This window comes from Brachyspira hyodysenteriae ATCC 27164 (genome assembly GCF_001676785.2).
Classification (GTDB): Bacteria; Spirochaetota; Brachyspiria; order Brachyspirales; family Brachyspiraceae; genus Brachyspira; species Brachyspira hyodysenteriae.
In genome coordinates this window covers 1,072,434-1,085,064 of the sequence record NZ_CP015910.2, presented here as the reverse complement: position 1 = coordinate 1,085,064, position 12,631 = coordinate 1,072,434, and the positions used below count along the sequence as shown (strand labels likewise).

General features: G+C 28.3%; 9 protein-coding genes, 1 pseudogene and 1 riboswitch. Of the genes and pseudogenes, 3 read left to right on the top strand and 7 right to left on the bottom strand.

Annotation, left to right across the window (positions count from 1 at the left end):
- Positions 1 to 100: 100 nt before the first annotated feature.
- Positions 101 to 616: a ferritin gene (locus tag BHYOB78_RS04875; protein ID WP_012669692.1), complete on the bottom strand. Its 516-nt coding sequence runs from the start codon at positions 614 to 616 to the stop codon at positions 101 to 103.
- A gap of 149 nt (positions 617 to 765) precedes the next feature.
- A pseudogene (locus BHYOB78_RS04870) lies at positions 766 to 2,700 on the bottom strand (methyl-accepting chemotaxis protein).
- A 241-nt stretch (positions 2,701 to 2,941) separates the two neighbouring features.
- On the opposite strand from BHYOB78_RS04870, the gene ilvD reads away from it, so the two are divergent.
- The 3 genes from ilvD (at position 2,942) to BHYOB78_RS04855 (ending at position 7,018) form a co-directional block, all read left to right on the top strand.
- On the top strand, positions 2,942 to 4,624 hold the full coding sequence (gene ilvD / locus BHYOB78_RS04865; protein WP_012669690.1) for a dihydroxy-acid dehydratase: 1,683 nt from the start codon (positions 2,942 to 2,944) through the stop codon (positions 4,622 to 4,624).
- A gap of 335 nt (positions 4,625 to 4,959) precedes the next feature.
- A complete protein-coding gene (locus tag BHYOB78_RS04860) occupies positions 4,960 to 6,048 on the top strand; it encodes an iron-containing alcohol dehydrogenase family protein (RefSeq protein ID WP_012669689.1) in 1,089 nt (362 codons plus the stop codon).
- Between the two features lie 31 nt (positions 6,049 to 6,079).
- Entirely contained in the window at positions 6,080 to 7,018 is a 939-nt protein-coding gene (locus BHYOB78_RS04855; RefSeq protein ID WP_028331323.1) for a bile acid:sodium symporter family protein, read from the top strand.
- 181 nt (positions 7,019 to 7,199) lie between these two features.
- On the opposite strand, the gene thiM is transcribed toward BHYOB78_RS04855, so the two are convergent.
- From thiM to BHYOB78_RS04830, 5 genes are all read right to left on the bottom strand, one after another.
- Positions 7,200 to 7,994: a hydroxyethylthiazole kinase gene (gene thiM, locus BHYOB78_RS04850; RefSeq protein WP_020064390.1), complete on the bottom strand. Its 795-nt coding sequence runs from the start codon at positions 7,992 to 7,994 to the stop codon at positions 7,200 to 7,202.
- Positions 7,995 to 8,012: 18 nt separating this feature from the next.
- Entirely contained in the window at positions 8,013 to 8,804 is a 792-nt protein-coding gene (locus BHYOB78_RS04845) for a PhzF family phenazine biosynthesis protein (RefSeq protein ID WP_020064389.1), read from the bottom strand.
- Between the two features lie 31 nt (positions 8,805 to 8,835).
- Positions 8,836 to 10,188 (bottom strand): YjiH family protein, encoded by a 1,353-nt coding sequence (locus BHYOB78_RS04840; RefSeq protein WP_020064388.1) that lies wholly within the window; start codon positions 10,186 to 10,188, stop codon positions 8,836 to 8,838.
- Positions 10,189 to 10,284: 96 nt separating this feature from the next.
- A riboswitch (TPP riboswitch) is annotated at positions 10,285 to 10,387 on the bottom strand.
- 66 nt (positions 10,388 to 10,453) lie between these two features.
- Positions 10,454 to 11,380 (bottom strand): helix-turn-helix domain-containing protein, encoded by a 927-nt coding sequence (locus tag BHYOB78_RS04835; protein ID WP_020064387.1) that lies wholly within the window; start codon positions 11,378 to 11,380, stop codon positions 10,454 to 10,456.
- Positions 11,381 to 11,619: 239 nt separating this feature from the next.
- Positions 11,620 to 12,513, bottom strand: coding sequence for an Rpn family recombination-promoting nuclease/putative transposase (locus BHYOB78_RS04830; RefSeq protein WP_020064386.1), 894 nt, complete (start codon positions 12,511 to 12,513; stop codon positions 11,620 to 11,622).
- Positions 12,514 to 12,631 lie beyond the last annotated feature (118 nt).

Below are 12,631 nucleotides of genomic sequence, written 5' to 3'. Positions count from 1 at the left end.
AATTAGTGTATTGATAATTCATGTTGACTCTTATAATATATAATAAAAAAACCTATTTCATAATAATAAATCATGAAATAGGTACTATATTAATTAGAGCTCATGAGTTATGTTCTTGTGCATCCAAATTGCCTACAAACTTATCAAAAGTATAAAGATTTCTTCCTTCTAAATTTCCTAAAATCTTTATTTTTTTAATAATATCATTAAATAGCTCTTCTTCTTCAAGCTGCTCTTCAACGAACCATTCCAAAAATTTCAATGTAACATAATCCTTACTATCCATTGCTATGCCGACTAATTTATTAATACAATTAGTGATGTACTCTTCATGCTTAATTACTTTCTCAAATAACTCTGCCACAGAATTAAAATTACATTCAGGAGCTTTCATCTCTCCCATTATAGCCTGTCCTCCTGCTTTATTAATATACTCTCTAAATTTTTCCAAATGTGTATGCTCTTCTGCTGAATGATTATATAAAAATCTGCTGCATCCTTTAAGTCCCTGTTTCTCGCACCAACCCGCCATATTAAAATAAAGATTTGCTGAATAATGCTCCTCATTTAAATGATCATTTAATAATTTTACTGTTTCTTCTTTTATTATAGGCATAATAAACTCCTTTTTTAGATTTAACTAACATTATTTTATAACACTCTAACATTTTTAACAATATATTTATATTATAAAAATATCCTAATGTTATATTTTTTAATATAGCATTAGGATATTATGAAACATATATAACAATTATATTTAAATTAGAATTTTAATTTGAAATACTCTATAGATTTAACCAACTCATTAGCCTCACTGAGTAATGACTCAGAAGCAGAAGTAGCCTCAGTAACTAAAGCGGCATTTTTCTGAACAGCATTATCCATATTATTTATAGCTATATTGATTTGTTCTATACCTCTTTCTTGTTCCTGAGCAGCTATATTTATTCTGTCCATCAAAGAAGAAGCCTTATCCATCTTATCAGAAATTTCATCGAATATTTCTTTAGATTCTCTAACACTCTTAGCAGCTAAATTGATTTTTTCATTACTGTCTGTTATTAAAGAAGTAATATTTTTTACTGATTCCTGAGTAGTCTGAGCTAGATTTCTTACTTCACTTGCAACAACCGCAAATCCTCTTCCCTGATCTCCGGCACGTGCTGCTTCTACAGAGGCATTCAAAGCAAGTATATTTGTTTGGAATGCGATGCCTTCTATAAGTTTAGTAATATCCATAATTTTATTACTAGACTCATAAACATCATTCATTTTACTTACACTTTCTTCTACTATATTACCAGCTTTAACTAAATGTTCTTTAGCTTCTGATACCATACCTGTACTAGTAGATACATTTTCAGCAGATTCTTTAATAGCACTAGCCATCTGATTCATTGATGCTGCTGTTTCTTCCAAACTAGAAGCTTGAGATTCTGTTCTTTGAGATAAATCGTTATTTCCAATCAAAACTTCATTTGCTGCTGTAGAAACCTGCTCTGCAGAATTTTTAACAGTATTTATTACATTGTTAAAATTCTTCATAGCTTTATCCCAGCCTCTTGCTATATCTCCCCATTCATCAGTTCTCTTTTCAAATCCTTTAGGTATTTCTCTAGTTAAATCACCTTCAGCCATAGCTAAGATATCTTTTGATAATTCATTTATTATATTTGATACCTTTGATCCTATTATATTTGGTATAGTTAAGAAAAGAATAATAATTATAACAAGCAAAATTATAAGAAGAACATTTCTCATAACATTACTGTCTTTCAATACTATATCTTTTGGAGAAGCTAATTATAAACACCAATAAACTCCTTTGGATATTTCTATTGATGTAAATGCATATAAAAGATTTTCCTTAGAAACACCACTATATCCCTCTACTAGCAATGATTTACCGCTTTTAATATTCTCTAAAACATTATAATTTTTATAATGTGGATATACTTCATAAATATTTTTAGATACATTATCCATATTATAACTATCATACACTACAAGCCCATTTTGATCATATAAAGCAACAGTTGTATCCTCAAATATATTAATATTTCCCAATAGAGCAACAACAGAATCAACAAATATATCAACATAAATAACACCTAAAAATTTATTTTGAGGCATTATAGGTATACATAAAGTAAATAGTACTGTATCAGCATTAACTGTAGAATTATAAACTCCGGATACATATACAGCTCCTGTTCTTTTAGGTTCTGTATAATAATCTATATTGAAAGTGTCTATTCCCAAATAAGATTCTCCATTACGGGATATATAATAATTAAATCTTCCATTAGAAGGTCTATACTCTGTATTTGTATAATCTGCATCATTATCAAGTGCATTAGGTTCAAAGGCTATTGATAAACCATTTATATCATCAGGAAGGCTATTAAAAAATACTGAAGTTAATTGTTTATATGTTGCTCTGTCTCTTATTCCTCTGTTATAGATATTTTCTATATTAACTTTAAGTCCCATGACATTATATAAATGTTTTTCTATATTGAATTTTATATTGTTAGCTTCTTTATGTGAGGTTTCTTGTAAAATTTTATAAGATAAATTTTTCGTTATTTTACCTACATATAACATAACTATGGTATTTGACGCTATGACAATTATCATAATAGGAACTAATATAATGGCTGTAATCTGAAATTTCAAACCTACTTTTTTAAACATTAACAACTCCAACTAAAATTCTTTATATAAAAAAAAATTTTATAAAGATATTTTAATAGGGATAAAAAAATTAAACCCTACCATCTACTAATATATAATAAAAAATAAAAAATACAAGCAATATAAAAATTTATTATAAAAATAAAAAAAATACTTGATTTTTTATCATTCTACTAATAGAATGCATAAGTATATTTTTTAGAAATTTATTTAAACAATTTTATTAAATGGAGAAATAATTATGAGTTTCAGAGAAAATAGTTCTTTAAGAAGCGACAGAGTATTAAAAGGCGATGAAAGAGCGCCAAACAGATCATTATTCTACTCTATGGGATATACAGATGAAGAATTAAAAAGACCTCTGATTGGAATTATTTCTGCATATAGTGAAATTGTACCTGGACATATACATCTTGATAAACTTTCTCAGGCTGTTAAAGCCGGCGTATTAATAGGAGGAGGTACTCCTATACTTATACCAGCAATAGGAGTTTGCGACGGAATAGCTATGGGACATTTAGGAATGAAATATTCACTTCCTTCAAGAGAATTAATAGCTGATTCTGTTGAAAGTATGGTTATAGCTCATGGTTTAGACGGAGTTGTACTTGTACCTAACTGCGATAAAATAGTTCCTGGTATGATAATGGGACTTTTAAGAATGAATATACCTGGAATAGTTATAAGCGGAGGAGCTATGCTTCCTGGTGATCATGGAGACGACAGAGTAAGCTTATCAAATATATTCGAGGCTGTAGGAGCTAAAAAAGCTAATCTTATAAATGATGCTGAATTAGAAGATTTTGCTCAAAACACTTGTCCTAGCTGCGGTTCTTGTGCCGGTATGTACACTGCTAATAGTATGAACTGTCTTTCTGAGGCATTAGGTATAGCTTTGCCAGGAAATGGAACAATACCTGCTGTTTATTCTGCTAGAACATTACTTGCTAAAAAAGCCGGTATGCAGGTTATGGAATTATTAAAAAAAGATATAAAACCTTTAGATATAATAACTCCTGAATCTTTTAAAAATGCTCTTGCTGTTGATATGGCTTTGGGATGTTCTACAAATAGCGTACTTCACTTACTTGCTATAGCTAATGAGGCAGGAATAGAATTAGATTTAAAAATAATAAATGAAGTAAGCGACCGTACTCCTAATCTTTGTCATTTAGCACCTGCAGGACATAACTATATAGAAGATTTATACAAAGCTGGCGGAATACCTGCTGTTATGAAAGAGCTTGATAAAGGCGGATTTATAAACACTTCTCTTTTAACTGCTACAGGTAAAACAATAGCTGAAAATATAAAAGATGCTGTTAACAAAAACAATAATGTTTTAAGAAATATAGAAAACCCTTATAGTAAAACAGGCGGTATAGCAATACTTTGGGGAAATATAGCTAAAGACGGATGCGTTGTTAAACGTTCTGCCGTTGCTGATGAAATGCTTGTACATAAAGGACCTGCTAGAGTATTTGACTCTGAAGAATCTGCAATAGCTGCTATATATGCCGGTAAAATAAATAAAGGCGATGTTGTTGTTATAAGATATGAAGGACCAAAAGGCGGACCTGGTATGCGTGAGATGTTAAACCCTACTTCTGCACTTGCCGGTATGAAATTAGATAAAGATGTTGCTTTGATAACTGACGGAAGATTCTCAGGAGCTTCAAGAGGTGCATCTATAGGACACGTTTCACCTGAAGCTGCAAGCGGCGGAGAAATAGCTTTCATAAAAGAAAATGACATCATAAGTATAGATATACCTAATCATAAAATCAATTTAGAAATCTCTGATGAAGAAATGGAAAAAAGAAGAAAAGAGATTGCTATTAAACCTTTAGAAGAAATTAGAGGCTGGCTTGGAAGATATAGAAAACTTGTTCAGTCTGCTAATACTGGTGCTGTATTGAAATAATTATAATTAAAAAATAAATTGATGTTATAGAATTAATGATAATATATATAACATCATATAAGCACTATTAATCTAAAAGTCATTATAAAAAATTAATATTACAGACTGCTTGAATACCTATCTTTTAAGCCATGATAAAAATCGTTTAGTTTATAGCTGATATAAGCTTGGACTAAATTTAGTTTAAATAAAATTTTTTAAAGGAGAAAAGTATGATTATTAAAAATTAATTTCTGAAAATAAACTTGTTTCAAGTGTTTACATAATAAATATATAAACTAAATAAAAAGCAAACAACAATAATAAAAAAATAATATTAATTAAAGGATAAAAAAATGAGTTTAGAAAATTTATTTCTGCCTAACTTTAGTATAGGAAGCGATGCATATAAAGATATATATGATGTATGTTCAAATTATGGAAAAAAAGCTGTTATAATATCCGGTAAAAAATCTCTTCAGGCATCAATAGAATCAATATTAAATAATACAAAAGATATAACAATAACAGGAATGTTTCATTACGGCAATAAATCAACTTTTGAAAATGTTGATTTACTTAAAAACAAAAAAGCTGTAATGGAAGCTGATATGATATTTGCTGTAGGAGGAGGAAAATCATTAGACACATCAAAAGTTTTAGCACATACAATAAATAAGCCTATATTTACTTTCCCAACATTAGCTTCAAATTGTGCCGCTGTAACTAGCATTTCTGTTGTTTATAATGATGATGGAAGCTTCAAAAAAATGTTCAGTGATAAAAGACCTCCTTTGCATACTTTTATAAATACTGATATAATATTAAATTCACCTGAAAATTATTTCAGAGCCGGTATAGGTAATGCAGTTTCTAAACAGTATGAAGCATTATTTTCAACAAGAAATGAAAATCTAAATTATAAAAATTTCTTAGCAGTAGAGATAATAAAAAACTGTTCTAATGATATATTAAAACATTATTCAGAAGCTATAAATGATTTTCAAAATAAGAAAGTAACTGATGTTTTAAATAGAGTAATACTTCATATAATATATACAACAGGCTTAACATCAGTAATGGCAAAAGATGATTATCATATATCTTTAGCACATGGCATGCATCATGGACTTACAAAAGTAAAAAGAATAGGAGATAATTTGCTTCATGGTGAATTGGTATCTTATGGCATATTATTACTTCTCACTATGGATAAACAATATGAAGAAAGAGAAAATATTTTCAGATTCAATAAATCTATATCTCTTCCAACATGCTTAAAAGATATAGGAATAAACAAAGCAAGTTTAGAAGATGAAGAACTTAATAATGCCTTGGAAGTAGCCCTTGCCGGTAAAGACTTAAATATAAGTCCGTATAAAGTTGATAAAGAAATGATATTAAAAGCTATAATAGATTTAGAAGATTTTAATAATAAACAATGATAAAAAATAATTTATAAAAAGGATGATAAAAATGAAAACATTAAAACAAATAAGTAATTTCTTTGGTAAGTATATGGCTGTAATAGTATTAATAGTAGCAGCCGTATCATTATTCTTTCCAAAAACAGTAAGCTTTATTAAAACAAGTTATGTTAACTATCTTTTAATGATAGTAATGTTCGGTATGGGACTTACATTAAAATTAGAAGATTTTAAAGTGGTATTCACAAGACCTAAAGACATAATAATAGGGGCTATAGCACAATTCACTATAATGCCTTTACTTGCATTCTTACTTTCCATAGCTTTTAAACTTCCTCCTGAACTTGCTGTAGGAGTGATACTTGTAGGTACTTGTCCGGGAGGCACTTCATCAAATGTCATGACATATTTAGCTAATGGAGATGTAGCTTTATCTGTGGGTATGACTTCTGTATCAACAATACTTGCTCCTTTTGCTACTCCCCTACTCACTTTACTATATGCAGGACAAAAGGTTGATGTTAATGCTGTGAGTATGTTTGTATCAATAGTTCAGGTTGTTATACTTCCTATAGCTTTGGGTTTCATAATAAATAAATTCTTTTATAAGTTTACAAACAGCATAAAAGAAATACTGCCTTTAATATCAGTACTTGCTATTGTGGCGATAGTAGCAGCCGTTGTATCTGCAAACTCACAAAGATTAATGCAGGTTGGTTATTTAGTTATAATAGTAGTTGTACTTCATAATTGTTTGGGTTATTTGCTTGGTTATTTATTAGGTAAATTATTCAGATTAAATAATGCTAAATGTAAAGCTGTATCAATAGAAGTTGGAATGCAAAACTCTGGACTAGCTACTTCACTTGCAGCAACTCATTTTGCATCAATGGCATTAGCAACAGTACCTGGAGCAATATTTAGTGTATGGCATAATATATCAGGTTCAATAGTAGCCAATATAATGGCATCCAAAATTAAAGACTAAATAAAAAATAAACAATGGAGTTATTTTATTAATTCCATTGTTTAAATAATATTCATACATTAATAATGATAATTTCTAAATATTTATATATACTGAAATAAATTATAAAAGAAAAAGCAATGAACTTAAATAAATATTCAAGCCCATTGCTTAATCAAAAAACTCCCACTATTATTTATATTTATTCCTTTACCCTATTGGCAGCATCGTTAATATCAAGTTTATAAAGCTCATCTATAAAAGCAACAGCAAAACTAGCAGGACCTTCAGATTTCTTTGAAGCTTTCTCTCCAGCTGAAGCCATTATACACATAGCAGAGGCAGCAGCTATTAAAGGACTAGATACAGCAAGCATAGCACCTGTTATAGCAGTAGATGTACAGCCCATACCTGTATTAACAGGCATTAAAGGAGAACCTCCGCTAACATATAAAACTTTATTACCATCTGTTATAATATCAGTTTCACCGCTTATACTTACAACTGTATTATATTCCTTGGCTAAATGCTTACCTGCCTCAAGCGCCATATTAACATTAGCAGTGCTGTCTACTCCTTTAGTTTTTATGCTCTCTCCGGCAAGCACCATTATCTCAGAAGCATTTCCTCTTACAACTTTCGGATTATAATTTTTTATCAAATCAATAGCTGTTTTAGTTCTCAATTTTGTAGCACCTGCTCCTACTGGATCAAGTACAAAAGGAACATTTTTTTTATTTGCTATCTCGCAAGCTTTATGCATAGCCTCAATAGAAACTGTAGTCAATGTTCCAATATTAACAACAAGCGATGAAGCAATAGAAAGCATATCTTCAAACTCCTCTTTCTCGAATGTCATCACAGGAGAAGCTCCAACTGCAAGCAAAGCATTAGCTGTAATTTGCATAACTACAAAATTAGTAATATTATGAACTAATGGACTTTTACTTTTCATTTCTTTTATTGAATTAAATATTTCTTCTTGTAATGTACTCATTTTATAACTCCTTATAATTTAAATAAAAATCTCAGAAATACAATATAAACATGCCTTTCCGGCTATTTTTAATTTATTATTTTTAATATCGCAGTATAGTACTCCTGTTCTTGGAGAAGCCTGAAATGCAGTAAAATAATCTTTATTCAATTTCTTGGAAAGCAAAGGTATAATATGACAATGCCCAGAACCGCATACATCAACTTCATCTGCGTCCAATTTCGGACCGAAAGTTCTAGTAATGCTGTCATATTGATTATTCTGTTTATCTTTTACATCAGATGTTATATGAAATAAAAGCCCGTCTAATTTTTTTATAGTTTCTAAATTTGGTTTTGCATTTATAACCTGATTTTCATCTTCCAATACACATACAATATCTCTTCCTATATAAGCTTCTAAAGGTTTTATTCCTCCTATAGCTTCTATTATATCAGATGTAATTTCTATAGGCTTTAAATCATAATTAGGAGTATCCATTTCATAAAGATCATCTTTTTTTCTAATGGTTAATATACCCTCTTTAGTATTTAAACTCACCTCATTAGATTCTTTTTCAGCGAAATTTAATATAGCATAAGCTACAGCAAGTACAGCATGTCCGCAGAAATCTATTTCGCATTTAGGAGTAAACCAATACACATCATAATTATTTCCATTCTTTATAGTGAAAACAGTTTCTGAAATATTATTCTCCATAGCAATATTCTGCATAAGTTCATGAGAAATATTTTTTTCTAATATACAAACGGCTGTAGGATTACCTTTGAAAACCTCATCAGCAAAAGAATCTATAATATAGTATTTCATAATTAATCTCCCACTTATTATATACTAATTATCAACTAAGAAAGAAATATGCAAAAGGCACAGCGAATAACAATGAAAGTATTATTCTCTCAACCCATATTATCATCATATCTCTTATCTTTATAGGTATTCCTACAGCCAATATTACAGGTATAGGAGCAGCAAAATATAAAATCTCAGTAACGCATACCACAGCAACTACAGACTTAGCAAATTGACTAGCATACATTACAATACTTGAAGAACATGACATTTCAACTAATGTAACAGAACAAGCCTTTGCCACTATATAAGCCTCATCTCCAAGCCCAAGTAATTTAGTAACAGGTAAAAATATATAGCTTATAACATCAAATAAAGGAGTATAATTAACTATTAAAAGTCCTATAAATGTTATAGCCATAAAGTTAGGCATTACTGAAATAGAAACAACAAGTCCTTCTTTAAGATTCTTAACAACACTATTTAGCACACTATCAGAATGACTAGCAACTTCAGCAGCTTCATTTAATGCCAGCTTAAAAATATTTCCGCCTCTATATATAGGCTCTTCAGCAACTTCTTTATCCATATATCCGTCGCTAGGTTTATTTCTTAATGGATAAAGTCTTACAGTTATAGCAGTTACTATAAAAGTTATTAACATAGTACCAAAAAAATATATATTCCATTTATCTATAACATTAAACATCTTAGCAACAACTATCATAAAAGTAGTCGAAACTGTAGAAAATCCTGTAGCTATTATACAGGCTTCTTTTTTAGAATAAAAACCTTTCTTATAAACTTTACTTGTCATCAAAAGAGCAATAGAATAACTTCCTACAAATGAGGCTATAGCATCCAAAGATGATCTTCCAGAAGTTTTCCATATAGGCTTCATTATACATCGCATAAATATACCGGCAAATGACATAAGTCCGTAATCTACCAAAAATGATAAGAATATAAAACCTATACTATTAATCAATGCTATTTGAGTGAGCAGATTATAAGAAAAAAGAAGCATATTAGGTTTATGAAAATCATCAGGTCCTAATCCAAAATAAGCCATTATTATAAATGGTATCGATGTAAGTTTAATAAATGAAAATACTATTTCAGTTTTATTTTTATTCCAAGACTTATTTATAAAAGGATATATACCTCCGAACATAGTTATAAGAATACCATAATAAGGATCTACAAAAGGAATTTTTCTTATAAAACTTACTAAATGATCTATAGGTATTGATTTAACATCGCCTATCTTAATTGGTATAAATAACATAAATATGCCGATAAAACTAAGTACAATAAATTTTAAATAAATTGATTTACTATATTTAATATTAGCTAAATCATTACTGCTTAAAACACTTTCAGAATTTGAAACATTATCCATAAAAATTTCCTTAAATATAAATTCATAATTTAGAGAAACCTTAATGAAAATAATGAGTGTATAAGAATTAAAAAGAAAATAATTTTAGAAAACTTATTCGATAATAAAATATTTCCCTACACTGGCATTATCCAACAGGTTATAAGGGTCTAAGTTATTAAACTTACTCTCAGCCTTTTAAGCTCCCCTAATTTTTTATAATATTATATAACAAAATAAAATTATTTCAATTACTATTAACGATATTTTTTAGATTTTATTATAATCAAGCACGCTTCAAAAACATCAAATTTCTTTTGGTAAGTTCTATAATCTCATCTTCAGTCATCTTATCAAAACCTAGTCTTTTTTCTTCTTCAAGCAATTTTAATTTTTCCTCCTTCTCTCTTTTTATTTTAATTAACTCTATTTCTTTAAGCTTCTCTTCTCTTTTTATCAGTTCTTCTTTAGTATAATATCTTTTAATAGTGTTTTCTCTGTCGCCTTTAATCAAATAAATTTTTAAATAAGACAAAAAATCAAGCCATATACCCGATAAGTTATCTTTATCCTTAACTTTTTGCCTAGCTAAATTAATACAATCCTTCCAATCAAATTTCCTATCATCGAAAATAGATTTTATTTCTTCCTGCTTGTATTTAGTTTTAAAAGAATGTACTTGATATAATTTAGTCGCTTTGCTTCCTGTAATAAAATTAAAAGTATCAATAAGCTCATTAACAAATGAATCAAAACTATGAGAGGGAGAATTTATTTTTTTATCTGTTTTATTTATTTTATGCGAATCTTTTTTATTATCTGATTCACTTTCTTTATTATTTAAGTTATTATTTTTATTATTATCTTCGACTTTTTTGTCTATGCCGTCTGTAGAATTTTTACTATACCGTATAGACTTTTTTGATGATACAGATTTTTTTATATATATTTTTCTTTTTTCATTATTCTGCTTACTCTTATCATAAATGCATTTTATATAACCATACTCTTCTAACTGTCTTACGGCTCTTGAAATTGTATCCTTACTCACAGAATAAATTTCAGCGAAGTAATTATTATTAGCCCAGCAGTAACCTTTATCGTTGGTGAGTGCTGTAATTTCACCGTAAATTAATTTTGATAATGGCTTTAATCTCTTATCATATCTTACAGCCGAAGGTATTATAGTATAATAGTTTTTACTTTCTTTCATATTTAATCCTATTTAATCCTACAAAAAAACTTTATACTATATACAAAAAATATAATGAATTATAAGTTTATATTAACGCCTTTTTGATTTTATTAATAATATTTTATCAATAAAAATTATATACCAATTATGTTATTAATTTTTGAAGTGATAAACGATCAGATGATAACTTTAGTTGTAAGCTACATTTAAGCAAGTTTATCGCTAGCAATAATTAGTAATTTAATTCAATAATTTTATTATAACTTCTCTATTTCTTCTGTAGTTAATCCTGTTAATTCACTAATAAGCTTTATATCCATATTCTTATTTTTCATATTTCTAGCCATTGATATTTGCGTTTCTTTTATACCTTCTTTTATACCTTCTTTTATACCTTCTTCTCTTCCTTCTTCTCTTCCTCTTATTCTCTCTTCACTTAATGCAAGTATGTCAAAATAATTCTTCTCATATTCTGCATAATTTTCAAATAAATCTTTTGTATCTGCAAACTTATTATACTCATCATAAACTTCTTTCATTATAGGATTTTTTTTAACTAATATATCCATAATTTCCTCCATTTTTTCTATTTTTTCTTTAATTGTCAAAAAATAAAACCAAGTATCTAATTCTTCTTTAAGATTTGAATTACTAGATAAATATTTCTGTAATTCAAGAAAATGCATTTCAAAATGATTAGTAAGTATATGATTGGTTTCAAGCTCTTTTATTACATAACAGCTATGCTCTTTGTCAATATCTTTTAACAAATTAAAGTCTAAAATATTAATCACTATTACCTGTTTTAAATCATTATATTTTTCATTATTCCTTAAATTAGATACATAACATTTAGCCCAATAATATAAACTTCTATAAACAAATGACTGATTTCCTATCCTCTGTATTTCTACTAAAACAGTTTCTCCGCTTTTTGTAACTGCCCTTACATCTACAATAGATTGTTTATCATTAATAGTTTCTTTTAAATTAAAAGTATTAAGTACTTTCACTTCCTCAAAAGGCTCTTGATTGTAATCTGTTCTTACTGCATTAATTAAATTAAGTAAAATACGCTCATGTCCTTCTTTGGCAAACATATAACGCATAAAATAATCATTTAAAACATTAATATTTTTTATTTCACTCATAGCTTTATTATACTAAATTAATTATAAATGTAAAGTTGTATATAATTTAGTTTAAAGATTTATTATTAAAGATATATTTTTTGACACTATATAAAGATTATAGCGTATATTCTCTTAT

Excerpts from the sequence above, each read along its gene's own strand:
- BHYOB78_RS04835 (WP_020064387.1), bottom strand. The coding sequence starts at position 11,380 with ATGAAAGAAAGTAAAAACTATTATACTATAATACCTTCGGCTGTAAGA.
- ilvD (WP_012669690.1), top strand. The coding sequence starts at position 2,942 with ATGAGTTTCAGAGAAAATAGTTCTTTAAGAAGCGACAGAGTATTAAAA.
- thiM (WP_020064390.1), bottom strand. The coding sequence starts at position 7,994 with ATGAGTACATTACAAGAAGAAATATTTAATTCAATAAAAGAAATGAAA.
- BHYOB78_RS04855 (WP_028331323.1), top strand. The coding sequence starts at position 6,080 with ATGAAAACATTAAAACAAATAAGTAATTTCTTTGGTAAGTATATGGCT.
- BHYOB78_RS04875 (WP_012669692.1), bottom strand. The coding sequence starts at position 616 with ATGCCTATAATAAAAGAAGAAACAGTAAAATTATTAAATGATCATTTA.
- BHYOB78_RS04860 (WP_012669689.1), top strand. The coding sequence starts at position 4,960 with ATGAGTTTAGAAAATTTATTTCTGCCTAACTTTAGTATAGGAAGCGAT.
- BHYOB78_RS04845 (WP_020064389.1), bottom strand. The coding sequence starts at position 8,804 with ATGAAATACTATATTATAGATTCTTTTGCTGATGAGGTTTTCAAAGGT.
- BHYOB78_RS04830 (WP_020064386.1), bottom strand. The coding sequence starts at position 12,513 with ATGAGTGAAATAAAAAATATTAATGTTTTAAATGATTATTTTATGCGT.
- BHYOB78_RS04840 (WP_020064388.1), bottom strand. The coding sequence starts at position 10,188 with ATGGATAATGTTTCAAATTCTGAAAGTGTTTTAAGCAGTAATGATTTA.